Raw genomic sequence first — 24,089 nt, 5'->3', positions numbered from 1 at the left:
TAGACAAGGGATTTTACAACTAAGACGACAGGGCGTAAGTTAAAAAATAGTTAACCAATTGGAGGAACTGTGATGGCAGCACTCGATGGTTTTTCTCAAGCCCATGTTGAACGTCGTACTGAATGGACAAGCTCGTTGTTCAGTTTACGACTCGGTGGTGCTTCTGTTCGATTTCAAGCGGGTCAATACGTGAAGTTGGCACTACTAAGCCAAGACGAGCAACTTGTAGCGCGGCCTTACTCGATTGTTAACGCTCCTTTAAACAGCAGTGACATGATGGAGTTTTTAATTGTTGCAAATCCTGAAGGGTCCTTATCTCCTTTACTGCAGCAACTGAGAGAAGGAGACACCATTTACGTGAGTAACAAAGCGTATGGCGATTTAACTCTAAGCTCGATTCCAAAAAACACTCAAAACCTATGGCTGCTTGCTACTGGTACGGGTATCGGTCCCTTTCTTTCGCTGCTAGATGATATTAACGTCAGACCGGGTTGCGAGCACATTGTGCTTGTTCATGCCGTCCGCCAAGAAAAAGATTTGGTTTATCGTTACTTGATAGAAACATTGATTGAGCAATATGATGGCCGCTTGCAGTATGTCCCCGTTGTTTCGCGTGAACAGTTGGACAGCGCTTTGTATGGGCGTATACCGCAGTTGCTCTCCAACCAAACACTACAAAAGCAAGCGGGCGTCAATCTTAGCGTAGAAGAGAGCTTTGTGATGCTGTGCGGCAACCCAGATATGATTAAAGAGTCTGTCGAGGTGTTAAAAAGCTTTGGCCTCGAGAAACATCGGCGAGCCAAAGGTGGGCAGATCATTTATGAGCGCTATTGGTAAAAAAATCCCTGTCATGTATGACAGGGATTTTCGTTTATTGTGTGCGGTACTGTTTCAATATTTGCGAAAGCGATATGGCTGTGGCAGTTAAGTTCTCTATCCCTTGAGACGATTGCTCTGCCACTGTGCGTAAGGCGTTCGACTGAGTTCGGATGTCGGTCAGCTCTGCGGCGATATCATTGGCGACTGCGCTTTGTTCTTCCGCTGAGGTTGAGATTTGAATACTCATTTCTGTCAATGACTGCGCCGACTGTGCGATGGATTGAACATCTTCACCAATCGCGGCGATCAAATCGCTGCTTGTTTGCGCCTGAGAGACAGTTTTAGACGTGATCGTCGCAATGTTTTGGCTTTCAGACTGGAGCTTCTCGATCATGGACTGGATTTCAACGGTGGCGGATTGAGTGCGGCTTGCGAGCGTTCTTACCTCATCCGCGACAACGGCAAAGCCGCGACCTTGCTCTCCTGCCCGTGCGGCTTCAATGGCTGCATTCAACGCGAGTAGGTTGGTCTGTTCAGAAATGGAGTTGATCGTCGTGATGACTTCATTAATTTGTGTCGTGTTATCATTTAGGCTCGTTACCGAGTTCTCTGTTTGAGCGATGTACTGAGAGAGCGTATCAATCTCTTTGATGGCTGACAGAACGCGTTTATGGCTACCTTCAATGTGTTTCGAATCATTTTCGGTCTGTTCGGTGGATTGGCGAGATATGTTGGATACTTCTCTTGCAGACGCTGTCATCTCTTCCATTGCGGTAGCAACCGAGTCCAGTGAAGCGTATTGGCTACGGACTTGTTGTTCGCTTTGCTTCATATCTTGTTCGAAAGAGGCAGAGGTGTCTGTCAGCGTTTGAGTGTTTTGGTTGACGTTGTTGACTAAGTCACTGAGTGTGTCCATAGCTTTGTCGAGTGCACAGCCAATGGTACCGAACTCATCCCTTCCTGGATGAAAGCCTAAGCGAGAGGTTAAGTCGCCTTCTCCGATACGTTGAGTTGTCGTGAACAGCACCCATAGTGCGCCGCCAATAAAGGTAGATACCCAGTAACAGAAAAGAGCAAACGGCAAAGTCCATAAATAGCTAAATAAAAAGGTGGTAAGGGCTTGCGTTTTTGCTTCTGCAACTGCATTGCTGACTTGGCTAGTCAATACATAGTGATTGCCGTCTCGACTGGTTTGATAAACCGAAATGACGCCATTGCTGATGGTCGACTCTTGACGCGATGTGACTCGCGAAATATCGGAAACCGTCGTAAGCTGGTTCTGTTCCAACGTCGAAACGAGAGTATCCAACCGAACTTGGGCAGCTAGTACCTCGCTTGTTTCTGCTTGCTTGATCGTATCCAAGTACCGTCCTCCCGCTAGGAATGAAACGCTTACGAGAAACAGGCCAAGTATCACCCAGAATTTATCATTGATTGACATCTTGATGAACAGGCGATCTATGGTCCTAAAATCGACTTCTTTCATTGTGTTTTCCTCTCAATTCAGACTCTAGTGGAGTCGAATTTTTATGAGTCATTAAAGTTATTAAAGTTATCGATAAATTCGACAGATTTATGCGATATTACTCAAATAATAATGCAATGAGATGTTTTCATTGTTTTATAAATGTGACATTTGTTGGGTTTTTGATTCTAGTTACGTCGGCGTATTCGTGGTGAATACAAGATTATTTTCACCGAGTGAGAATTACTGGGAACATTTCACTCGCCTTATCTGTTGTTGCTCTCTAATCTGGAATGAATTACGGGTTGATAGGTGGTGCGTTGAGATGAATCTGGTGGTCAATATTCACAAGAACGTTCGTAAACACGGGTTCGAAATGGCGACTCGGCAGGCTTGGAAGTGCGGTTTTAAGGCTAACCTAGTCAAGCGCGTTGTCGGTGTTGCAAAAGGGCAGATCGTCTGCGTTATCGAAGGGGTTCGTCCAGAGTTCTCAACAGAGATCAACAACAGCCTGCACAGCGAAGAAAAGCAAGGTCGATACGTATTCGTCGGCGGTATTGTTTGGGAGCCAAATGACTTACTCGCCCCTGGCTTTCCTGATTTTATGTTTATGCATCTACGTAATTTGGGCAGCAAGCATAAATACATGTCGGATGATGAACTGTTCAACAACCTAGCATGACACACCATGGTCTCTTTATTTTTCAAAAGTTTGCTTGGCGCTGGTGCTGTCGTGTTGATTGCGCTGCTGTCAAAAAGTAAGAACTTTTACATCGCAGGTCTTGTGCCTCTATTTCCAACGTTTGCCTTGATCGCCCATTTTATTGTCGGCTCCGAGCGCAATATGGAAGAGCTGAGGTTAACAGCGCTTTTTGGTCTCTACTCGTTGTTGCCTTACGCAAGCTATCTAATCGCCGTATACTACTTGAGTTACCGATGGTCTTTAATTCCCACATTAGGTGGTGCGACACTCGTATGGCTAGTGGCGGCAGCAACATTGATGCTCGTGTGGACGAAAACCGTAATGGCTCCTGTATAAAGTGAAAGGGCCTGACTGCTGTCAGGCCCTTTTATCAGAGTGGATACCAGAAAAGTTCGGTGTCGGTGATTCGTTTCGCAATGGCTGCGACAACGCTTATCCCAATCACGAGTAACCAAGCGATATCTTGTTTCTGCAGTGGGCGGTAGCTGTACCAAGTCCGTTTGTTGTGACGGCCAAACCCTCTTAACGTCATGGCGTTTGAAATCTCTTCTGCTCGGTCTAAGCTCGAGAAAATTAACGGCCCCAAAATTTTTGATACGTTTTGCAAGCGCTGAAACAGAGGCGTATTTTTTGAGATATCTAGCCCGCGAGCTTGCTGTGCATGCATGATGTTGACGAAGTCGTTTTTCACTTCTGGCAGGTAGCGCAGTGTCAGGCTTACCGCGTAGGCGATTTTGTAAGGCACGCCAATACGATTAAGGCTAGCGGCAAACTCGGTTGGGTGGGTGGTAAACACAAACACTAACGCAATCGGGAACATACTAAAGTACTTCAGAGTGACCGTGATCAGATAGAACAAGGTTTCTTGCGTTAATGAGTAATGGCCAGGCAGTGTCACCAGTGGCGTGGTACTGCCGAGATATTCGGAGCCCTGATTTGGCGCAAGCAAAAACATAAACAGTGCATTGAGCGACAGCACGCTCGCCGTTCCGATTAATAACGGTTTATACACGGTGAGCGGCACTCGAGTCATTTTTAATAACCCTAGTCCAATCAAAATCATGAGGCCAATCAGCCGGAGATCAAAGGTTGTTAATACAACGGTTACCCAAGCGATAAAGAGTGCAAATTTAGTAATGCCATTAAGCGCATGCAGAGGGGATTTGGTATCGACATAGCTGATACCAAATTTCATTTTAGACGTTTTCATGCGACGTGATTCTCAAGTTGTATGAAGTGCCGCATAAACCCATTCTTGTCATCGATACCTAACTTTTCCGCCAGATCGTACAAGCTTGTGGTGGTCAAGTTCGCTTTATCGAGTAACTCAGGTTGGCTAAACACTTGCGTCATCGGTGCGTCAGCAATCAGCTTGCTATCACAAATCACAATGGATCGCTGCGTGTACTCCAAAACGAGATGCATGTCATGAGAGATAATGATCACCGTTATCCCGAGCTCTCTATTGAGTTTGTGGATAAAGTTAAGCATCGCGGTGTAGTTGCGATAATCTTGGCCGGCAGTGGGCTCGTCTAGAATCAGAAGCTCTGGCTCTAATGCCAAAATGGATGCAATAGTGACCCGTTTCTTCTGACCGTAGCTGAGTGCTTCTATTGGCCAGTTACGATACTTACTTAAACCGCACAGTTCGAGAATCGAGAGTACTTTTTCTTTGATTGTCTCTTCGTTTAGCCCCTTATTTCTCAGACCAAAAGCGATCTCATCGAAAATCATATGGTGAGAGATCATATGATTAGGGTTTTGCATGACAACACCAATTTTTTGGCTGCGCTCGAAGATAGAGAGCTCTTGCAGCGCTTCACCATTGAATGTAATGGTTCCGTCATCCGGTGCAATCACGCCCATGATCAACTTGGTGATGGTCGACTTACCCGATCCATTTTTTCCTAAAATAGAGACAAATTCACCGCGTCGAATAGAAAAACTAACCTCTTCCAGTGCGTTTCGTTCGCCATCGTACGAGTAGGTGAGGTTTGAAACTTCAAGTAGTTTGTCGCTCTTGTTGTTCTCAGAAACGACGTTACTGCGCCATTGCTGAAACTGAGATTGGCACTGGTCTATGGGGTAGTGGTTTAGACTCGCGGGCTTATCTATTGCGTGTATGATGCACCCCGCGCTTTTCAATGCAGAGAGGTAAAGAGGTTCACGAATCCCATGCTCAGCCAGCAATGGCGAAGCAAGCATCTCATCAGGCGTGAGATCGGCAATGATTTCCCCTTGTTCCATCAGAATGATTCGGTCAACGGGGCGATGCAGTACGTCTTCTAGTCTGTGCTCAATAATAATGATGGTCTTGCCGGATTCTTGATGAAGCTGGTCGATGATTTCAATTGTTTTTCGACCTGTCTTTGGATCGAGCGCTGCTAGTGGCTCATCAAATAGCAGCGTGTCGACGTCGTCCACCAAAATGCCCGCTAACGAAACTCGCTGTTTCTGCCCTCCGGACAGGTCTTGCGGCGAGCGGTCAAGCATCGTTTCCAGTTCAACCATTCGGGCGGTTGATTTGACAATTGGATACATATCAACATTGGAAACTTGCTGGTTTTCGAGTGCAAATGCAATATCTTCACCGATACTTAACCCAACAAACTGGCTGTCAGTATCCTGCAAGACAGTGCCGATCTGCTCGGTGATTTGGTGTAATTTGAGCTTGGCGCATTGCTGACCATGTAAGGTCAGTTGCCCCGTTATTTCCCCTTTGATGGCGTGGGGGATAAGCCCATTTAGGCATTGGCCAAGGGTAGATTTTCCGCTACCACTTGGACCGATAATGACGATTTTCTCTCCTTTCTCTATCCTTAGATTGATATGTTTAAGCGTCGGTTTGTCCAGCGACTCATATCTAAAAGAGAAGTCAGAAAATTCAATAGTCATTGATGATTAAGCCTCAGTTAGGTTGCGGCTTTGAGCGTTGCGTTTTGCGACTGATTTGAGAATAAAGTAGCCAACAACCGCAATTAACACTGTGTTACCAGCAGCAATAATGGTCAACTGAGTGAAAACTTTGGTGAATGGTTCAGCGTATAGAATGGTGTCAAGGAATGCCGAGCAGCCGTAGCCGATCACGTTGCCAACCAATGCGAGCAATACAAACAGCGCGAAGTCTTTGTGGTTGAAGTGGCCATTTTGTAGGCGGTGTTTGGTTAGCGCAGGATAGAAACCCAAAATAAGTCCCACGATGCCAGAACCTAACACCCAAGTGATCCAAACGCCCCAACCTGCAAACAAATCCGTCACCCAGTGACCGATGAAACCCACTAAGAAGCCAACAATTGGACCAAACAGAACAGAGAAAAGTGCCAATACCGCCATTGCCGGTTTAAGTGTTGTATTGGCAAAAACAGGAATACCGAACATCGGTAAGCCGCCAATTCCGTACAGCGCAGCGCCAATTGCAATAACGACAACGGTTTTTGCAGAAAGATTCATAGATAACCCTTAGTGTGATGCCTATTTCAGAACAGCGATAGTCTGTGTCTGCTGCTCAAGGAAACAGTGATAAACTCTTTAAAGAACGTAGCTACAGGTGCTTTGTTTGGTTGATTTTTGTACACCCATGAGCGCAAGGCGCAAATTATACCTGTTGATAAATGACTTGGAAAGCCAACTATCTAGATGGCTAACCGTTGTTGGTCGCTTGGTAGATGAGGATAGAGGTTGATATAAAAAAACAGGCCTCGATTGAGGCCTGTTTTATGTGAGTATTAATGATCCAAGTAGAGGTAGTTTTGCCAACTCTTCATTCGAATCAGTACTTTCCTCATGATAGAAACGTGGGTGAATTTATCGGAATACACCGCCACTTCGACCGCTGTACCCATCGGAAGATTGTACTCTGTTAAGTCATCAGTGATCTTCAGTGTCACAAATACGCGGCCGCTGGTGCGCAGGGCTTCTGTTCCAAGAAGTGAGCCACGAGCCTGGAACTGGCTTTCACCAATGGCTGGAAGAACGTCGATTACCTCACCTTTAAACACCTTACCTGGCAGTGCGCGGAATAAAAACTCGGCTTCATAGCCAGGTTTTAATCGTTGCAGCGAGTTTTGCCTGAAGGCGGCTGTGTATATTTTATCTTCGGTATGAACGAAGGTCATCACAGGCGCGAGCGGTAAAGGTACTGCCATTACACCAGGGCGCAAAGCAAGCTGGGTAGCAAAGCCATCAGTCGGTGCACGAACCACGGTTTGCTCCAAGTCAAACTCCGCTTGGCGCAGCTCTGCTAATAGACGAGCGACAGTGGTGTTTTCTCCACCAATCTCAGAGTCCAGTGCGAGTTCTGCTTGTTCAACGCCCGCTTGAGCTGACTCAACGGCAGCTTGTGCGGCTTTGAAGGCTTGGCGGCGTGTATCGAGTTGTTGCTCGGTAAATGCACCTTTGTCGTAACCTCGTTGGTAACGATCAAATTCACGCTGCGCCTTATCGCGCTCTGCTATCGCTTTCACTTCTGCTGCTTTGGCTGCTTGGAGCTGCGACTCGAGCCCAAGCGCGCCTTGACTCGCCTCTTTAATTTGAGCCTTCTTCTTAGCCACTTCCGCTTCATAAGGGATTGGATCAATCTTGAATAGAACGTCCCCCTGCTGGAGTGGTTGGTTTGGCTGAACGGGTACTTCGATTACTTTTCCTCTTACGCCTGAAACGATAGGGGTCGAAGAAAAGACTTGATTACCAGTTTGTGTGAACGGATGGTTGTAGTTCATCAATAAAATGAGTGTACCAATAAGGACAACGCCGCCAAGAACTGCGGTAGGGACTGTCCATTTGTTCAGCGGGATATTAAAGACTTTGAATATGGTGATACACAGAGCGGCGTACGTCAGAATTAAAAGTAAATCCATTACTGCTTCTCCTCTTGACCATCAGTCTGGTTGGAAGGCGCTGTGGTCTGTTTGGATTCGGTTTTTAGTTCGGCGACTTCTTTTTGTAGTTGGTTGACCTGATCAATCAATGCATCGACGCGATGGTGAATATCATGCTGCTCCGCTTCCAGTTTTTGGAATCCCCAGCCACGCTCTTTTCGCCATAGCGTTGCCCAAATCCAAAGGAATGGCCAGATAGCGTGCAGGGTAAATAGGCTAACCCAGCCAGCATAGTGAATCGCATCTTGATGAGGGTGTTCGCGATCTTTTGCTATTTCATACGGAATGTCATGAATAACGATGATGCCGTAAAAGATAACCAACGCGACAAAGACCAGAAGGCCCAATGCGAAGTAATCTAAAAACATAGTTACATCCTTGTTTTTTAAATCATGGGAAGTTAAATCGTACGGTGGTTATGAGATAAAGTATAGAAATAAAAACAACAAATTAGAGATTTTTTGGTTACACTTCTCAATTAACTATTTTAACAATTATGTGGGGTGATATGGCATACCAAGGAGAGGTAGCAGCGCTCGCTGCAGCGGTGGTATGGGCGTTAGCAACGTGGATCTACAGCCAGTTTAGTCACCGATTTACCGCTCTGCAATTGAACATCCTAAAGGGAACGATCGCGTCAATAATGATGTTGATTGCGCTACCGATTACCTCGGTTAACATCGTAAAGCCTGACATGTCTCATTTGTTGATATTGGCCATTTCCGGCGTGATAGGTATCGCTATTGGTGATAGCGCTTATTTTGCTTCGTTAAAACGAATTGGTGCGAATAAGACGTTGTTATTGGAATCGCTTGCCCCGCCGTTGTCGGGTGTCTTAGCTTTACTGGTATTGGGGTCTGTCTTAACGTTTCAGAGTTGGCTCGGTGTCATTGTTACAACGGTTGCGGTGACATTTGTCATTTTTCAGCCCGAAGAGCAAAGTCAATCAATTAGCATGACAGGGGTAATGTTTGGATTACTAGCCAGTGTATGTCAGGCATCGGGTGTTGTTATTTCGCACTATGCCTTGGTTGCTGGGGATCTTCCCCCATTGCTTGGCGCCTTGATTCGGTTATCTGTCGGTGTATTAGCCGTGGTACTGGTCATTGGATTTATTGAAAAGTCGCCATTTGAAGAGACTAAACGTCATTTGCGCTCGTTATCACAGCCCGCTTTTATCTGGCTTCTCGCGGCTATTTTCGTGGGCACGTTTTTAGCGTTGTGGTTGCAGCAGATAGCGCTAAAACATGCCAATCCGGCAGTGGCTCAAACATTAATCGCAACCAGTCCGCTGTTTATGTTGCTTATCTATCTGTTTAAAGGAAGAAGGGTGACCCGCCAGAGCGTTTTCGGCACTCTGGCGGCGATAATCGGAATCTCGCTGTTTTTTGTTCAGTAGCGGTGTTTACTCGGTGCAGACTTGGTTGCGACCGTTGGCTTTTGCTCGGTAGAGCGCTTTGTCTGCACGGTAGAAGGTACGTTGTGTGTTTTCACCTTCGCGATGCAAAGTGATACCGACACTCACGGTTAGCCCGCGCTCACCGAGAATATCTCCCCAGCCAAAACTGAAAATGCGCTCGCGGTAGGTTTCAGCATGCATTTCGGCTTGTTCTAGTGTGCAGCGTTCAATAATGACCAAAAATTCCTCACCACCAAATCGAACACATGAGGCACCGCGGAACTTGAAGTACGCCGCTAGCTCGGCTGAAACGTTTACGATCGCTTTGTCGCCAACCAAGTGGCTAAGCTCATCGTTGATCGATTTAAAGTGGTCAATGTCTATCACCATCAAAGCAAACGGCACGTCGTGAAGCAGTAAGTCTTTCAGCTTCACGTCGAGCCAACGTCGGTTATGCAGTTTGGTTAATGGGTCGGTAAACACGTCTTGTTGCAACTGAGCCACGGTGTGTTTCTGGCTTTCTGTTGTCTCTTTGAGTTCGCGATTTTCAATCTCGGATAAGATGAGCTTGAGCTGCAGTTCGAAACGAGAAAGCCTACGTAATTGGCTAGCACCGAGTTCACCGATCGGGATTTGCTTCATCAAATCACTTTCGATGCGAAATGCTCGTTTTTGATAATCGAGCGCGCGCACGTAGTCGCCTTGTTGCTCGCAAATCTCACCCAGTGAGTTGCAAAGCTGAAGATTTAATATCGGTGACGCGTGTTGTTTGATTCTCTTATGCGCCGCTTCAAGAATCATGTTGGCCCAATGCGATTTTCCTGCCTCATTTAGACAGTAGGCAAGTTCTAAGCGCGTCATGTTGGATAACCACACCGAATGAATGTTACCCGATGCGTATTGAACATTGGATAGACACGACATCGCGAGATCGGTTCGCTTCTCTTGGCGATATAACTTTGCTTGATAGAGTAAGATTTGCCCTGCCAATACTTTATCGCTAACGAGGATACTGAGTTCTTCACACTCTTTAATTAAATCTTGTGCCGCTGTGTAGCGATTAAGCTCAATGTAACAGGCAAGCATGTAGAGCTTGTATCTAAGGCGAAGTGAGCGGCTACTTATCGCGTGGTCTATGCTATCAATCTTTTGGTAATAGCGAAGGGCGCGATTATGATCGCCGTACGCGTCACAGAGATTACCCATTCCCAGTACGGCTAGGGCATATTCATCGATAAAGCTGTTATCTACAGCGATGGTGGAGGCTGTGATGTATTCATGAAGCGCGCCGCTGTAGTCTCCGCCTTCAACGAGGCGATCCGCTAAGCTGTTTTTTACCTCGAGGATCAATTCCGCATCTTGAGGCAATGTAAGCAGATTAAGCGCTTCTCTCAACTCTTCGATACTGGTGAGAGGTTGCTTTAGTTCACTGCGAAACTCAGCGCTTATGATTAAGCACTGGGCTTTTTCTTGAGGCGTCGAGGCGACATGTTGGCGAACGTGGCTCCAGAAAATTAACGCTTCTTCACCAACCACCGAAGACGCATCTAAACCAGAGTCGGAAATTTTATTCAGTAATACTTCCATTTTGCTCTTCCTGTCGCTGGTTTTCTTCTAATTGTTCTAGGGTGAATGGGAAGGTGAGTATGTCTTGGAAGACAACTTTGGGCAGAGGCTTGTGGAGTCCTTTGCGATGCCAAGGGTAGATTTCGATCATTTTGGCTAGTACATGGAAAACATTCAGCGCTTCATCGCCTTTGTCTGCCAACAAAAGCCCAAGTCTTTCACTGCTCAAGCGTGAGAGCAGGTCTTGTTTGTTACACAGAGAGTGAGCCAGTTCCGCACATACGTCTAAGTATCCAGAGTCAGAGTGTTGAATCATAATGACGGCATGGTTTGAGCGCTTTAGCTCAGTCTTGAACAGAACCAGTTGTTCCCACCAATAAATTTCAGACACCATCTGGCTGAGGTGTTTTTCTGGATCGTATTCATGCTGGCCACGAATTCGGTTGATCAGTTTACGAGCACGTTGCTCAAGTTGACGTTTGGAAGCGCGCGCTTTGTCGTTGCTTACGCGAGCGGTCTGTTCGCGTAGCATATCGGTCGAGTGTTTACGGTATTTTTTGAACGCTTGCAGGGCGATTTTGTGCTCGCCGCATTCTTCTGCCACTCTTGATTGTTGAAAACAGATCTGAGACAACAGTTCTCCGTTGTCAAATGATGTCGCAGATTGCTCCGCATTTTTCAATAACTCTGAGGCTTTTTGTGGGTGTTTACGCAATAGCTCTAGGCGAGCACGGCTGATGTAAGAGTGCGCTTTCATCCAAACTAAATCGTGCTTAACCGCTAGGGAGTGCGCTTTGTTGGTCGCTTCCTCAGCGTCTTCCAATCGCTCCAAACCAAGCAACGCAAGGCCTCGAAAATCCCAAATTTCCGCTTGCCACGTATTATCATGGTAATCTTTTAGCGCTTCAGCGGCGCCATCAAGTACCGACAGCATCTCGACATAGTTATTGAGTAGATAGTGGTCCCAAGCAAGCAAGATACGGGCTTTACCCTCTAACCAGCTTATTCGGGCATTGTTCGCGACAGTAACCGCAAGCTCATGAGTGGTCTTGGCCAACTGGTATTCGTTGGTAATACGCCACACGTTGCCAAGGCCAATCAATGCTTCCAGTTGAATCTCTGTTTCGTCGACCAAAGCTGATTGCTCTAGCGCGTTAATCCAATATTGCTGCGCAGAGTAATACTTGGCTTGTCCCCAGTAGTGGAGTGCGTGAATGTGAAGAATTTCAGGCAGGAGATCGTCGGTGTCTAGAGAGCTAAGCTTGCTGTGCGCTTCCTTGATGTACCGAATCCCTTTTCGGTAGTCCATGGTATTCCATGCGCAGCGAGACATGATCACTAAGCACTGAATTTCGCCTTCAGGGTAGAGGATTTGTGCAGAACGCGCCGCGCACTGTTCCGCGATAGCTCGAACCTTATCAGGCTCGGCTTCGATGCGCGCCTTAAGCTGATCTATCTCTGTCTCTAGTAGTCGTTGGCTTTTATCCAATGAATCAATCCCTTACCGCTTCTATACTTAAAACGCCATACTTATTATAAGAATAGCAGTTTACTTTACTCTACTAAAAGTACTAAAACTCGGGCGGTTTACGGGGGCGCGTCACATTAATGACAATTATGAAAGCAACTCTCTTAATGTCAGCGGAGACTGTGTTAGCTCAAGACTTTGCGCCGCCGTGTTACCGCACTTATCTTGGTAGCACAAATTGTGCCATGCTCGGAAAATATCCAACATTGGTAGTAGACCACCAGGTCGAAGTTTGCGGCGAGGCTCATTGATAAAACTTTCGAATAGGGTTTGAAAGCGTTGTTGGTAGAACGCCGTTTTTCGAATTGAAGCCTTTTGCAACCAGTATTCAGGTTCGTTTTGTTGACCCGCAAGGTAACAAATTCCTTTTGAGTTGCTACCAACCGAACTGATTGCCCAGCGATCTCGCCACCATCCCATATGGACAATGTCAATCTTGTCGATTGCACTGCCTGTCTGCCACTGGCTGTCTTCCTCTACGTACATCAAGTCGATATTTTGGCGCTGAATTCTTGGCAAGAATACGCTCAACGCTGCCGAGCGAAGGACAGGATCTTGTGGCAAGTAAATGCTGACTCGGCTCTCTTCTTGGCACATATCTAGAACGTGCAAAAAGTGAGCGTACGAGGTGTAAGGAGGTCGAATCAACGCGCCTTTTGACGGGTAATTGAATACCGTCAAGTTGCCCATTGGGTCTTCAACATTGCCACGTGCCAGAATGGTTTGATATTGCTGGTCTATACGTTCCTTCAGCACCGGAGAGGGACTGGGTGCAGGCATGTTGGCTTCTGAAGAGTGATCGCGTGAAACAAAACGTGATGGTGTTGAATACGGATCGTGATCGACGCTTCCACTTGGTTCTTCTTGAGCCGAGTAATTGACGTGTTGGCACAATATATAGCCACTGTTGGCTTCGCCCGTTGCCATCCAAAGGACGCCATTGTTGCTTTTAGGCTGCAACTGTACGTAGTGGGAAGCAAACTCATAGGATTGTGCGTGGTTAACCCATCTCGCGTCGAACATCGCCAACTTGCGTCGGCAACGACTTGCAATATGGTCCAAGTGGTCATAAAACGTTTTTGGATTGATCTCTAATTTGCGGCAAATCTCGCGGACAGAGTAGCCCATAAAGAGCAAGCCAAGCAGGTTTTCTTGGAAATGAAGTTTTTTATTGGCTCCAGACCATTTATCGACGAAGGTCGTCTGACAGCACTTGCAGCGATAGCGTTGGCGGTCACCGCTGTAACCAAACGCATGATAAAGGTGCTTGTGAGTATGGACTGATAAGCCAAAGTTTTCGCAATCATCGTTGCGGCAGGCTGGAAGCCCATCGCTATGAAGATGACGTAAGCGGTGAAGCTCGTTGAGAACTTCTTGGTTGTTAAGTAAGGGGGGGAAAGCACCGCACTCCCGACAAACCATCGCAGGTCGTTTAGGGTTCGCATGTTGCACAACGTAACGATATGCATCACTCAATCCAAAGTTGTCACACGCCAATGTTTTACAAAAGTTGAGCTGTAAACCTTCTGCTTCCTGTGGCAGTTTGCCAGTTGTCACTATCTCCCCCTCGGGATTATTCGGGCCACCAAGCAGACACCTGGCGGCAAAGTAAATCGAATTAGATGTTGATTGCTGTCTCTAGCGCCACTTTCATCATGTCATTGAACGATTTTTGACGCTCTTCTGAGCTAAGTTTTTCGCCACGGATGATGTGGTCAGAAACAGTTAGAATCGTTAGTGCTTTTGCACCTAGGTCTGCAGCAACACCGTAGATGCCAGCAGCTTCCATATCTACACCTAGAATGCCTAGTTTTTCCATCTTCTCGAAGATGTCAGCTTCAGGTGTGTAGAAAAGGTCTGCCGAGAATACGTTACCCACTTTTACTGGCACTTCTTGAGCGCGAGCTTGGTTTACCGCTTCTTCTAGTAGGCCGTAATCAGCGATTGCTGCGAAGTCGTGGTTGTTGAAACGGATACGGTTAACTTTAGAGTCAGTAGATGCACCCATACCGATCACAACGTCCATTAGGTTTACGTCGTCACGTACTGCGCCACAGCTACCTACACGGATAACGTTTTTAACGCCGTATTCAGCGATTAGCTCGTGAACGTAGATACAGCATGATGGGATACCCATACCGTGGCCCATTACTGATACTTTCTTACCTTTATAAGTACCTGTAAAACCAAACATGTTACGTACGTCACATACTTGCTTCACGTCTTCTAGGAACGTTTCTGCAATGTATTTAGCGCGTAGCGGGTCACCCGGCATAAGTACTGTTTCTGCAAAATCACCTGGTTGAGCGTTAATGTGTGGGGTTGCCATAGTTGATACTCCAAAGTTATTGATTATTCAGTTTCCTGATTACCAATTTTGTTGATTCTGTTTTATCTGTTGAGGCAATACTAGCTAGATAAGCGCTCGAGCCGTGAGATGTATGTCACAAAAGCACCCAAACTCTAAGTGAAAAAAGCCATTGATAACGTTTTGTGTTGAAAGTGGTAATGCAATCGATTCGGAAAAACGATTGCTTATTTAAAGTGAACTTATTGAGGCAATTAATCGTATCGTTCATCTGTGTGTACAAAAATAATTTTTGTATAACATGAGAAAATTGTGCTAATAATTATACAAACAAAAAATTTGTACACCTTTGAGAGGACAGTATGATGAGTAATGTAATCAATATCGGTATCAGTTCATGTGTGCTAGGCGAAAACGTGCGTTTCGACTCAGGGCATAAGCTCAGTAAATTCGTCACCAAAGAGTTGGCGCCCTACTTCAATTTTATGCCGATTTGCCCAGAAGTCGGTATGGGAATGCCGGTTCCAAGACCAACTATTCGCTTGGTGTCGAATGAAGAGCGAATCGAACTTGTTGAAACCAAAAATCCCGACAACAAGCACACTGAAGCCATGATCGATTATTCTGAGAAAAAGGTTGCTGAGCTTGTTGATCAAGAGCTTTGTGGTTACATCGTCTGTGCTAAATCGCCAACGTGTGGCATGGAGCGTGTGAAGGTTTATAGCAAGAACAGTGCTGCGAAAGAAGGCATTGGCTTGTACACCAAAACTTTGATGGAAAAAATGCCGTGGTTACCAGTAGAAGAAGACGGCCGTCTAAATGATCCTGTATTGAAAGAGAACTTCATTACTCGCATATACACACTGCATGACTACTACCAGTCTGTAGGCCATAACCTAACACGTGGAGCGATTGTGGCCTTCCACTCTCGCTATAAGTTAACGCTCATGGCTCATCACCCAGAATCTTATAAGAAACTCGGCCAGTTGGTTGCCAATATTTCTGACTACGATCTTGAGGAATTCTTCAAGTTGTATCGAGAAGGGTTGATGAAAGCGATGGCTCACAGAGCAAGCCGAAAGAACAATACCAATGTTCTAATGCACTTGCAGGGTTACTTCAAGAGAGACCTAGATAAAGAAAAGAAAGCGGAGCTTTGCCAAGTGATCGATGACTATCGTGTTGGTCTGATACCGTTATTGGCACCACTGACGCTGATTAAACACTATTTAGCGACCCATCCGGACAGTTATTTGCAACAACAAAAATATTTTGACCCATATCCGCAGGAGTTACGTTTACGTTATGGATTGTAATGAAAAACAGTATGCCATTAGAGAAGTCTCAGAGTTGACTGGTGTAAAGCCCGTCACTTTGCGAGCATGGCAGCGTCGATACAACCTGATTAAACCGATAAGAACTGAAAAGGGCCATCGTTTATATAGAGAAGAAGACATCATTCGTATTCAGTCTATTCAAGCCTGGTTGGACAAGGGTGTCTCTATTGGCAAGGTAAAAGCGTTGTTAGACTCAGAATCCCTAGTCGAGGATCAAGGGGTAGCCATTGACCAACACCTAGAAGAAGTGGATAAGGTCACCGCTGCTCTTGCCATACTCAATAAAAAGCGGGTCGAATCGACCATTAATACGGTGCTAAAAGAGTATCCATTGCCTGCGGTCATTCAACAGTTCGTGAAGCCGATCTACGAATCGCTCTCTTTAGTAAAGCGTAACCAACAAGTACTACAAACCGCACTGTTTAATGGTCTGCTAATCGCAAAGTTAGAAACCATTATTGAAGCAGAAAACAAAGCATCGCATCGAGGCAAGTGCCTGTTCATCAACTTTGATCCAAGTCGAGACATCGAGAGTCGTTTGTGGGCGGCAAAATTATCTGATGATGGATGGAACATGACGCTGCTAGATGGCGTTGATGATGTGTCAGGTCTAGTTCGGGCAGAATTTGATACGCAATTTGATTCGATAGCGCTCTATAGCCCACGTCCGCTCACTGAGCAGCAGATTGGTGGTATTGATAGTGTGAGAGGCGGGTTTTCCGGTCAGTTTTTCTTGTCCGACGTGCTAGCCGCTTACGAGGAATATAGATGAGAATTGTATGGCTGAGGCGCGATTTGCGCACAATCGACAATACGGCACTGAACGCGGCGATTGAGAGCAGAGAACCGGTAATCGCCGCATTTGTGGCAACGCCTGATAGTTGGCGTGAGCATAAAATGGCGCCAATTCAAGCGGATTTAATCAAAAGGCGGCTTGTCGAACTCAAGAGCGAGCTTTTTGAGTTGAACATTCCCCTAATCTATTCCGAAGCTCCGGATTATGCGAGCAGTGTCGATGTGGTGTTAAGTTGGGTTAAGCAATATGGTGTGACCAATGTCCACGTCAATAAAGAGTACGAGCTTAACGAAGTGAGTCGCGACGATAAGGCTGAGAGTAAACTCTCTGAACTGGGAGTGCCGCTGCATCGCTATGACGACAAGTGCCACTTTGCGCCAGGCAGTGTCGTAAACAAGCAGGGACACTACTTTAAAGTCTTTACTCCTTATAAACGTGCCTACTTACAGAAACTTGAGCAATACCCTGTGCACGTTCAGCCAGCAAAAAGCGCGGTAGAGCATGGCCGAGAGCTGCGACCACAAGACATATTGCAACATGATATGACGTTCAGCTACCCGACGGAGTGTAGTGATGCTTACCCCGCAAAAACAGCACAGATCCTTGAGTTGTTACGAGCGTTTGTCAATGAACGCAGTGACGATTATCAAGCAGACCGTGATTTCCCCTCTATTGAGGGGACCAGCCGATTGTCTCCTTATTTAGCGATTGGTGCATTGTCTGTCAGGCAATGTATGGCAAGGCTACTTTATGAGCAAATGCCTCCATTGAGTGAAGGACGACAAACTTGGTTGAGCGAGCTTATTTGGCGAGAGTTTTATCAGCATCTTATCTATTTTGAGCCAAAGCTGAGTCGCGGAGAGAGTTTCCTTCCTTGGGGGAGACACCTCACATGGCAGAATGATGAGAAGCGCATTCAGGCTTGGAAGGAAGGTATGACGGGTTACCCCATTGTCGATGCGGCAATGCGCCAGTTAAACCAAACGGGGTGGATGCACAATCGATTAAGAATGATCGCTGCCAGTTTTCTTATTAAAGATCTGCAAGTGGATTGGCGGATTGGTGAGGATTACTTTATGAGTAAACTGATCGATGGAGAATACTCAGCCAATAACGGAGGGTGGCAGTGGTGTGCATCAACGGGTTGCGATGGTCAGCCCTATTTCCGAATATTCAATCCAACCACACAAGGGGAGCGGTTCGATCCGAAGGGTGACTTTGTTCGCCACTGGGTCCCTGAGCTTAAGAATGTACCTGATAAGTATATTCATCAACCAAGCAAGTGGGTCAATGCAAAAGGCGTGTCATATCCTTCGCCAATAGTTGATCACAAGGCTCAAAGAGAGATAACCTTAGCCAACTATAAAAATGCTAAGGATTTCATGGATGCTACGTAAACTCGTTGCACTGGGTTGTTGTTTTGCCTCGCAAGTATTCGCGGCTAGCTACCCGCTACCTCCAGAAGGGAGCAACATTGTCGGGCGAACTCAGTACCACCAAGTTGATGAAGGCGAAACCTTGGCGGAAATTGCCAAGCAATATGATGTTGGCTTTCTCTCATTGATGGCGGCAAATAAAGGCGTTGATCCGTTTCTGCCTAAAGCCGGTTACGTATTGACGATTCCGACGCAAATCATTTTGCCGCAAGTTGAACGTGAAGGGGTCGTCATAAATCTAGCTGAGCTAAGGCTGTATTACTTCGAGCCTGACTCTGGTCTGGTGCACATTTTTCCTGTAGGGATTGGCCGAGTCGGGCGCGATACGCCTGAAATGTCAACCACGATCAGCCAGAAGCGTCCTAACCCAACGTGGACGCCACCTTTGTCTATTCGCAAAGAGTATTTAGCGAAAGGAATAGAACTCCCTGCTGTGGTTCCCGCAGGACCTGAAAACCCACTCGGTGAATACGCACTTCGTCTCGCTTATGGCGCGGGTGATTATCTGATTCATGGCACCAACAAAGATTTCGGTATTGGCCTGCGCGTAAGTTCAGGTTGTATTCGGATGGAGCCGAAAGATATCGACTGGTTGTTTCCCAAAGTCTCGCTGGGAGAGAAAGTGCGGGTGATTAATGAACCTATTAAGATATCGCTTGAACCCGATCGCAGTGTGTTTATTGAAGCCCATGAGCCTCTGACCAGAAGTGATGGTTCCAAAAAGAGCTTAGAAATGCCGCTTGAGCTAGGCTGGTGGTTGGAAGAGTTTGAACATTCCGACGTGAAGGCTAGGGCCGCAATCTTGGCGCAGAATGGTGTGCCTGTAGAGATTGTTGCTCCGACGTTTGTCAATTAACTTAGTCTCTACACAGAAAAAAGAAAGGGTCTGCATTTGCAGACCCTTTCTTTAAGAAGACGTAATTACTTAGTGTAAGACTGAGCAATGTTGTCGATACGCTCGTTAGCGCGTGACGCTTCTTCTTGTGCAGACATTGCAGCGTCGCCAGACTTACGAACTTCAGATTGAAGTGCTTGAACGTCTTGGCTTAGTTGGCTAACTTGGTTGCTTAGCTCATCCATCTTAGCGGTTGTTGCTGCATCTGGACCAGAAGCACAACCAGCTAGTAGAAGTACAGAAGACGCTGCAGCTGCGATCAACATTTTGTTCATAATCGAACTCCTTGAAATATATGTATCAATAAAGTCGTCCTATACCTTCTCTTGCGTATAGTGACGTGAATAGTGTAGTGCTAATTTTACGCTTGCTAAAGCAGAATAAAGTCAAAAAAACCCAAGAATTTAAGCAATTATCCAATAAGTTGAGCTGAGTCTCATTGGTGAGAGCTATAATTGCATCGGCTTTTGAGAACCATTCTTATCCATTTTCGACCATCAAGTGATATTTAATGTGATCACTATCTACTTTGGATAAATCTAGGTATCATAGCCTGTTTTTACTCATTTTCGGTTCCAACTCACTCTTTTTGAGTGGTGGAAAATATTGCTGCACCAATGGAGAATACTTTGCATTTTAAAGATTTAGGCTTAGACAACCGCTTGTTAAAAAACTTAAAACATCTCGATTTTAAGAAAGCTACGGAGATCCAGCAAAAAGCAATACCGGTCGCGATTGCTGGTAAAGACTTGTTGGCTTCGTCAAAAACAGGTTCAGGTAAAACGCTTGCCTTTGTTTTGCCTATGCTGCACAAGTCGTTAAAGAGCAAAGCGTTTTCTGCCAAAGATCCTCGTGCTGTGATACTTGCACCAACGCGTGAGCTTGCAAAACAGGTGTACGGAGAGCTGCGCACAATGTTGGCTGGCTTGTCTTATGACGCCACTTTGATCGTTGGTGGTGAAAACTTTAATGACCAAGTAAAAGCTCTACGAAAGTACCCTAAGTTTATCGTCGCGACCCCAGGTCGTTTGGCGGATCACCTAGAGCATCGTTCGCTTTTCTTAGAAGGGTTAGAAACCTTGGTTCTTGATGAAGCAGACCGTATGCTCGACCTTGGTTTTGCACCAGAGTTACGCCGTATTCATAATGCGGCAAAACACCGTCGTCGTCAGACTTTGATGTTCTCTGCGACATTGGATCATGCGGAAGTGAATGATATCGCTTTTGAAATGTTGAATGCACCAAAGCGCATTGCTGTCGGAGTCTCGAATGAAGAGCACAAGGACATCACTCAGAAGTTTTACCTGTGTGATCACCTTGATCACAAAGAGGCGATATTGGAGCGTGTGCTGCAAGAAGCAGAGTACAAGCAGATTATAATCTTTACGGCAACACGAGCTGACACCGATCGTTTGACCGAAAAACTCAATGAGAAAAAGCTGAAAGCAATCGCGCTAAGTGGCAATCTAAATCAAACTCAGCGCAACACCATCATGAGCCAGTTTGAGCGAGCGGTGTTTAAGATTTTGGTTACGACGGATGTTGCTTCTCGTGGCCTTGATATTGCGAATGTTACCCACGTAATCAACTTTGATATGCCAAAACACACGGAAGAATACGTTCACCGAGTGGGTCGTACTGGTCGTGCTGGCAATAAAGGAGATGCGATCTCATTGGTTGGTCCGAAAGACTGGGACAGCTTTAAACGCGTTGAAGCCTACTTACAGCAAGACCTGAGCTTTTCAGAGCTTGAAGGTTTAAAAGGGAAATTCAAAGGGTTAAAACCGCGTAAGCCAGATTTCCGCAATAAGGGCAAAGTGACTAAGAGTGCTAAACCTCAAGCGAAGAAAGCAGTTAAGAAACCAGTGAAGCGTGATAAGAGCTTCCACCAAAACGTGGCTGTGGGTGACAGTGTGTTCATCCCGAAAAAGAAAGTTGCTCCGAAAGCGGACGACGAATAAACAGGTCAATCAAAACAGAAAGGGGCTGCCAATTGGCAGCCCCTTTTTTGTTGCTTAATTACAGCGGTTAGACCTTGAAGAAACCCAGTTGTTGCTTTTGGTTTTCCGCTAGCGTTGACAACTCTTGGCTTGCGGCAGCAGCTTGGGTAATTCCAGTTACATTTTGGCTTACAAGCTCGTAAATGTTGCTCAGGTTGTTGTTTACGTCAGAGGTTACTTGCCCTTGCTCTTCCGATGCAACGGCGACTTGAGCGTTTATAGTTGTCAGTTCTGAGATTGAGGCGCTAATGTTACCCAATGACTCTCTAACCTTACTGGCTTGGTCTTGATTGTGACTCAGTAGCTCTAAACTCGAGTTCATGCTCTCATTCGCGCTTCCTGATTGTCTTTGCAGCTCTTCGATAATGACTTGGATCTCTTTGGTTGACTCTTGCGTGCGTGCTGCAAGCATACGGACTTCATCTGCGACAACGGCAAAACCGCGACCACTCTCGCCTGCTCGAGCCGCTTCGATCGCAGCATTGAGCGCAAGTAAGTTGGTTTGCTCTGAAATACTTTCGATAACTTCAATGACTTTACCAATTTGCTCAGATTGTTCTTTCAGTGAGTTTACTACTGTTGCGGCTTCTGAAAGCTGATGAGCCATTTTCTCACTTGAACGCGTGTTCTGTTCAAATACGGCGAGGCTCTCACGTGCAAGTTTGTCAGCATGTGTAGAGGCAGAATCGGCTTGATTAGCGTTTTCGGTGACCTCAGAAGCGGTGCTTTCCATTTGGTTTATGGCTGCTGCCACGTGCTCAACTTCGTTCTTTTCTTGGTCGGAGTTTGCACTTGACTGCGTCATTACTGCTGCAAGCTCAGTCGAAGCAGAAGCAACATCAACACTGATTCGTACCAGCGCATCTACGGTTCCTTGTAGCTGCTTAACCGTCGAGTTGAAGTCTTGTGATAGCGCAGTGATTTCGTTGTTACCCTCAACGCTTACTTCCGTTTTGAGGTTGCCTTGAGCAAGCTCTTTCATAGCTTTTTGCAGTGATTTGATTGGAGTAACGATGATACCTGCTAGTAGCCAGCTTATCACTAGGGCGGTACCAAGCACGGCAAGTAAGCCGAGGATCGCGTTAAACATCACATTCGAGTGACTGGTTTGGTTGGCTGCGACTTCGTGCAATGCAATTTCGTTGAGTTTAGCGGACAAGTCGTCGATCGCTTTTACCATCGCGTTGCCCTTGGTTCGGTATACGTTTGATGCTTGTTCGTACTGTTGCTCAAACGCCGCAGACAATGATTCGCTAGCGTGTTTGGTCTTTAGCAAGGGCGTCATTGTATCAATAGAATAGCTCACGTAATCGTCGATGGCGTTGCGCATCGCTTTCACTTCTGCCTCGAGACCTTTCACCTGGGCTAGGGAGTCCAACAAGCGGAAATTGGTTTGCTTTTTGGATTCCAAAGTCGTTGCAAGTTGCGCTACATCATCGGATCTAAAAAGGCTGTAAATGGCTTTAATGCGCATTCCGTAAGTGTTGTCGATGATTTTGGTGAGTTCATCCTTGTGGGTGACCAAGTTTTCGGTAGAGATGGTTACTTGATTGAAAACATTTTTCAGATTTGAAGTGCTGTAACTGATACCTGCAACGAGAAGTAACAAAGTAAAAATAACAGGCACAACCACCTGAAGCTTAATAGACAAGCCACTGAGTAGTTGGCGCATGAAAGGTCCTCTTCATAAAAAAGCAATGTAATAGTAAATAAATTATTATTTTTATTAGTTTCGAGAATGATTCTAATTCCCTGAGAGGATAATTCAACACACAAATTTAGAATTGTGTGCAATTTTTGATAGGACGTTATGCAACTTAATTTATTGAATTTTCAGTGTCTTATGTAATCAATTGCATCAATTATTATAATCCAGCTGACACAGTTTCTCACAATAATTGATTCATAACTCAATGAGTATTAGAGGAGAAAGAGCAAAACTAAGCTGTCATAGAGGCTTCAACTAAGTGAAACACAACTGTCACATAAGGGTCCTAAAGTGAGCATCGTTCAAGTGAAACACAACGGCAATAAAGCCAATTAAGGATATTGTGATGAAAAAGACAGTTATCGGTGCAATCGCACTTCTAGGCGCAATGGCAGTGACTTCAGTTTCTGCTAAAGAAACGATCTCTGCAGTGGGCTCTAGCAGCGTAACTCCACTGATGGAAGTTTTCTCTGAAACATACATGAAGACAAACTCAGATGTATTTATTGAAGTTCAAGGCCCAGGTTCTTCTGCGGGTGTGAAAGCGGCGAAAAACGGCAGTGCTGACCTAGGTATGTCTTCTCGTAACCTAAAAGATTCCGAAAAAGAGCCTGCTCTTAAAGAGCTTACAGTGGCAATGGACGGTATCGCAGTTGTTGTTAACCCGAAAAACGATCTAAGCGGCCTAACTGCTGAGCAAGTCACAGCAATCTACAAAGGCGAAATCACCAACTGGAAAGATGTTGGTGGTGCAGACAAGCCTATCGTTGCTATCACTCGTGATACCGCTTCTGGTACTCGTGGTGCTTTCGAAGACATCATGAAATTGAAAAAGAAAATCTCTGGTAAGAAAGTTTCTGCAATCTCACAACGTGCTCAAGTTGCTAACGGTAACGGTGCACTAAAAACTATGGTTGCGTCAAACCCTTACGCTATTGGCTACATCTCTCTTGGTACAGTTGATAACTCAGTAAACGCAGTATCTATCGACGGCGTTGCAGCAAATGTAGATAACGTTAAGAACGGCTCTTACAAAGTGGCACGTCCATTCCTAGTTCTTTACAAAGAAGGTAAGCCATCAGCACAAACTCAGAAGTTCCTAGAGTGGATAGTATCTGACGACGCACAGGCGCTTGTAGACAAGAAAGGCTACATCTCAGTTAACTAATCCCAGTAAATCGACTTAATTGCTCAGCCTAATTTTGGGCTGAGCCTTTTCTGACTCTGAAACGAATCTTTTCGTTCTCCAGGT

22 protein-coding genes are annotated in these 24,089 nt (G+C 45.8%); 10 read left to right on the top strand and 12 right to left on the bottom strand.

Annotation, left to right across the window (positions count from 1 at the left end; translation table 11 throughout):
• The first annotated feature begins 72 nt into the window (after positions 1–72).
• Complete coding sequence (locus OH458_RS07745) at positions 73–837, top strand: ferredoxin--NADP reductase (protein WP_269977870.1); 765 nt, start codon at positions 73–75, stop codon at positions 835–837.
• 34 nt (positions 838–871) lie between these two features.
• On the opposite strand, the gene OH458_RS07740 is transcribed toward OH458_RS07745, so the two are convergent.
• A complete protein-coding gene (locus OH458_RS07740; protein WP_269977869.1) occupies positions 872–2,305 on the bottom strand; it encodes a methyl-accepting chemotaxis protein in 1,434 nt (477 codons plus the stop codon).
• Between the two features lie 304 nt (positions 2,306–2,609).
• On the opposite strand from OH458_RS07740, the gene OH458_RS07735 reads away from it, so the two are divergent.
• Positions 2,610–2,966: a hypothetical protein gene (locus tag OH458_RS07735; RefSeq protein WP_005470273.1), complete on the top strand. Its 357-nt coding sequence runs from the start codon at positions 2,610–2,612 to the stop codon at positions 2,964–2,966.
• Between the two features lie 6 nt (positions 2,967–2,972).
• A complete protein-coding gene (locus OH458_RS07730; protein WP_269977868.1) occupies positions 2,973–3,323 on the top strand; it encodes a GlpM family protein in 351 nt (116 codons plus the stop codon).
• Positions 3,324–3,357: 34 nt separating this feature from the next.
• Here the strand turns inward: OH458_RS07730 and OH458_RS07725 are convergent, their stop codons facing one another.
• The 5 genes from OH458_RS07725 to OH458_RS07705 all read right to left on the bottom strand — a co-directional run bounded on the left by OH458_RS07725 (position 3,358) and on the right by OH458_RS07705 (position 8,232).
• Positions 3,358–4,197 carry an energy-coupling factor transporter transmembrane component T family protein gene (locus OH458_RS07725; protein ID WP_005470016.1) on the bottom strand — a complete coding sequence of 280 codons (840 nt, stop codon included), beginning with the start codon at positions 4,195–4,197 and terminating at the stop codon, positions 3,358–3,360.
• Positions 4,194–5,882: an ABC transporter ATP-binding protein gene (locus tag OH458_RS07720; protein ID WP_269977867.1), complete on the bottom strand. Its 1,689-nt coding sequence runs from the start codon at positions 5,880–5,882 to the stop codon at positions 4,194–4,196. Before OH458_RS07720 ends, OH458_RS07725 begins: the two co-directional genes overlap by 4 nt.
• A 6-nt stretch (positions 5,883–5,888) precedes the next feature.
• Positions 5,889–6,437 (bottom strand): ECF-type riboflavin transporter substrate-binding protein, encoded by a 549-nt coding sequence (locus OH458_RS07715; protein ID WP_005470168.1) that lies wholly within the window; start codon positions 6,435–6,437, stop codon positions 5,889–5,891.
• 275 nt (positions 6,438–6,712) lie between these two features.
• Entirely contained in the window at positions 6,713–7,843 is a 1,131-nt protein-coding gene (locus OH458_RS07710) for an HlyD family secretion protein (RefSeq protein WP_005470154.1), read from the bottom strand.
• Positions 7,843–8,232, bottom strand: a complete 390-nt coding sequence (locus OH458_RS07705) for a DUF3302 domain-containing protein (RefSeq protein ID WP_038135257.1) — start codon at positions 8,230–8,232, stop codon at positions 7,843–7,845. The genes OH458_RS07710 and OH458_RS07705 overlap by 1 nt, the downstream gene beginning before the upstream one ends.
• Before the next feature lie 140 nt (positions 8,233–8,372).
• Between OH458_RS07705 and OH458_RS07700 the strand changes: the two genes are divergently transcribed.
• The gene (locus tag OH458_RS07700) at positions 8,373–9,263 is read left to right on the top strand and encodes a DMT family transporter (RefSeq protein ID WP_269977866.1); all 891 of its coding nucleotides are present in this window, start codon (positions 8,373–8,375) and stop codon (positions 9,261–9,263) included.
• Between the two features lie 6 nt (positions 9,264–9,269).
• Here the strand turns inward: OH458_RS07700 and OH458_RS07695 are convergent, their stop codons facing one another.
• From OH458_RS07695 to deoD, 4 genes are all read right to left on the bottom strand, one after another.
• Positions 9,270–10,850 (bottom strand): diguanylate cyclase, encoded by a 1,581-nt coding sequence (locus OH458_RS07695; RefSeq protein ID WP_269977865.1) that lies wholly within the window; start codon positions 10,848–10,850, stop codon positions 9,270–9,272.
• Positions 10,831–12,318 (bottom strand): hypothetical protein, encoded by a 1,488-nt coding sequence (locus OH458_RS07690; protein WP_269977864.1) that lies wholly within the window; start codon positions 12,316–12,318, stop codon positions 10,831–10,833. The genes OH458_RS07695 and OH458_RS07690 overlap by 20 nt, the downstream gene beginning before the upstream one ends.
• Before the next feature lie 126 nt (positions 12,319–12,444).
• The gene (locus OH458_RS07685) at positions 12,445–13,914 is read right to left on the bottom strand and encodes a lactate dehydrogenase (protein WP_269977863.1); all 1,470 of its coding nucleotides are present in this window, start codon (positions 13,912–13,914) and stop codon (positions 12,445–12,447) included.
• Positions 13,915–13,975: 61 nt separating this feature from the next.
• Entirely contained in the window at positions 13,976–14,686 is a 711-nt protein-coding gene (deoD, locus tag OH458_RS07680; RefSeq protein WP_005470284.1) for a purine-nucleoside phosphorylase, read from the bottom strand.
• 344 nt (positions 14,687–15,030) lie between these two features.
• Between deoD and OH458_RS07675 the strand changes: the two genes are divergently transcribed.
• The 4 genes from OH458_RS07675 to OH458_RS07660 are packed head-to-tail and all read left to right on the top strand — an operon-like array spanning position 15,031 to position 19,090.
• Entirely contained in the window at positions 15,031–15,981 is a 951-nt protein-coding gene (locus OH458_RS07675; RefSeq protein WP_269978265.1) for a YbgA family protein, read from the top strand.
• Complete coding sequence (locus tag OH458_RS07670; protein ID WP_269977862.1) at positions 15,971–16,774, top strand: MerR family transcriptional regulator; 804 nt, start codon at positions 15,971–15,973, stop codon at positions 16,772–16,774. The genes OH458_RS07675 and OH458_RS07670 overlap by 11 nt, the downstream gene beginning before the upstream one ends.
• Positions 16,771–18,195 (top strand): deoxyribodipyrimidine photo-lyase, encoded by a 1,425-nt coding sequence (gene phrB / locus OH458_RS07665; protein ID WP_269977861.1) that lies wholly within the window; start codon positions 16,771–16,773, stop codon positions 18,193–18,195. The genes OH458_RS07670 and phrB overlap by 4 nt, the downstream gene beginning before the upstream one ends.
• The gene (locus OH458_RS07660; RefSeq protein ID WP_269977860.1) at positions 18,185–19,090 is read left to right on the top strand and encodes a L,D-transpeptidase family protein; all 906 of its coding nucleotides are present in this window, start codon (positions 18,185–18,187) and stop codon (positions 19,088–19,090) included. The genes phrB and OH458_RS07660 overlap by 11 nt, the downstream gene beginning before the upstream one ends.
• Positions 19,091–19,155: 65 nt before the next feature.
• Here OH458_RS07660 and OH458_RS07655 read toward each other — a convergent pair whose 3' ends face one another.
• A complete protein-coding gene (locus tag OH458_RS07655) occupies positions 19,156–19,404 on the bottom strand; it encodes an Lpp/OprI family alanine-zipper lipoprotein (protein WP_005470243.1) in 249 nt (82 codons plus the stop codon).
• A 342-nt stretch (positions 19,405–19,746) separates the two neighbouring features.
• Between OH458_RS07655 and OH458_RS07650 the strand changes: the two genes are divergently transcribed.
• Positions 19,747–21,090: a DEAD/DEAH box helicase gene (locus OH458_RS07650; RefSeq protein WP_038136097.1), complete on the top strand. Its 1,344-nt coding sequence runs from the start codon at positions 19,747–19,749 to the stop codon at positions 21,088–21,090.
• Between the two features lie 67 nt (positions 21,091–21,157).
• On the opposite strand, the gene OH458_RS07645 is transcribed toward OH458_RS07650, so the two are convergent.
• Positions 21,158–22,801: a methyl-accepting chemotaxis protein gene (locus tag OH458_RS07645; protein WP_269977859.1), complete on the bottom strand. Its 1,644-nt coding sequence runs from the start codon at positions 22,799–22,801 to the stop codon at positions 21,158–21,160.
• A gap of 382 nt (positions 22,802–23,183) precedes the next feature.
• Between OH458_RS07645 and OH458_RS07640 the strand changes: the two genes are divergently transcribed.
• Positions 23,184–24,005 (top strand): phosphate ABC transporter substrate-binding protein, encoded by an 822-nt coding sequence (locus tag OH458_RS07640; protein WP_269977858.1) that lies wholly within the window; start codon positions 23,184–23,186, stop codon positions 24,003–24,005.
• The last annotated feature ends 84 nt before the right edge of the window (positions 24,006–24,089 follow it).

This window comes from Vibrio sp. MarTm2, assembly GCF_027587055.1.
GTDB lineage: Bacteria > Pseudomonadota > Gammaproteobacteria > Enterobacterales > Vibrionaceae > Vibrio > Vibrio sinaloensis_D.
The sequence above is the reverse complement of the archived record's forward strand: the minus strand, read 5'-3'. Positions and strand labels throughout refer to the sequence as shown.

Excerpts from the sequence above, each read along its gene's own strand:
- OH458_RS07745 (WP_269977870.1), top strand. The coding sequence starts at position 73 with ATGGCAGCACTCGATGGTTTTTCTCAAGCCCATGTTGAACGTCGTACT.
- OH458_RS07740 (WP_269977869.1), bottom strand. The coding sequence starts at position 2,305 with ATGAAAGAAGTCGATTTTAGGACCATAGATCGCCTGTTCATCAAGATG.
- OH458_RS07735 (WP_005470273.1), top strand. The coding sequence starts at position 2,610 with ATGAATCTGGTGGTCAATATTCACAAGAACGTTCGTAAACACGGGTTC.
- OH458_RS07730 (WP_269977868.1), top strand. The coding sequence starts at position 2,973 with ATGGTCTCTTTATTTTTCAAAAGTTTGCTTGGCGCTGGTGCTGTCGTG.
- OH458_RS07725 (WP_005470016.1), bottom strand. The coding sequence starts at position 4,197 with ATGAAAACGTCTAAAATGAAATTTGGTATCAGCTATGTCGATACCAAA.
- OH458_RS07720 (WP_269977867.1), bottom strand. The coding sequence starts at position 5,882 with ATGACTATTGAATTTTCTGACTTCTCTTTTAGATATGAGTCGCTGGAC.
- OH458_RS07715 (WP_005470168.1), bottom strand. The coding sequence starts at position 6,437 with ATGAATCTTTCTGCAAAAACCGTTGTCGTTATTGCAATTGGCGCTGCG.
- OH458_RS07710 (WP_005470154.1), bottom strand. The coding sequence starts at position 7,843 with ATGGATTTACTTTTAATTCTGACGTACGCCGCTCTGTGTATCACCATA.
- OH458_RS07705 (WP_038135257.1), bottom strand. The coding sequence starts at position 8,232 with ATGTTTTTAGATTACTTCGCATTGGGCCTTCTGGTCTTTGTCGCGTTG.
- OH458_RS07700 (WP_269977866.1), top strand. The coding sequence starts at position 8,373 with ATGGCATACCAAGGAGAGGTAGCAGCGCTCGCTGCAGCGGTGGTATGG.
- OH458_RS07695 (WP_269977865.1), bottom strand. The coding sequence starts at position 10,850 with ATGGAAGTATTACTGAATAAAATTTCCGACTCTGGTTTAGATGCGTCT.
- deoD (WP_005470284.1), bottom strand. The coding sequence starts at position 14,686 with ATGGCAACCCCACACATTAACGCTCAACCAGGTGATTTTGCAGAAACA.
- OH458_RS07675 (WP_269978265.1), top strand. The coding sequence starts at position 15,031 with ATGAGTAATGTAATCAATATCGGTATCAGTTCATGTGTGCTAGGCGAA.
- OH458_RS07670 (WP_269977862.1), top strand. The coding sequence starts at position 15,971 with ATGGATTGTAATGAAAAACAGTATGCCATTAGAGAAGTCTCAGAGTTG.
- phrB (WP_269977861.1), top strand. The coding sequence starts at position 16,771 with ATGAGAATTGTATGGCTGAGGCGCGATTTGCGCACAATCGACAATACG.
- OH458_RS07660 (WP_269977860.1), top strand. The coding sequence starts at position 18,185 with ATGCTACGTAAACTCGTTGCACTGGGTTGTTGTTTTGCCTCGCAAGTA.
- OH458_RS07655 (WP_005470243.1), bottom strand. The coding sequence starts at position 19,404 with ATGAACAAAATGTTGATCGCAGCTGCAGCGTCTTCTGTACTTCTACTA.
- OH458_RS07650 (WP_038136097.1), top strand. The coding sequence starts at position 19,747 with ATGGAGAATACTTTGCATTTTAAAGATTTAGGCTTAGACAACCGCTTG.
- OH458_RS07645 (WP_269977859.1), bottom strand. The coding sequence starts at position 22,801 with ATGCGCCAACTACTCAGTGGCTTGTCTATTAAGCTTCAGGTGGTTGTG.
- OH458_RS07640 (WP_269977858.1), top strand. The coding sequence starts at position 23,184 with ATGAAAAAGACAGTTATCGGTGCAATCGCACTTCTAGGCGCAATGGCA.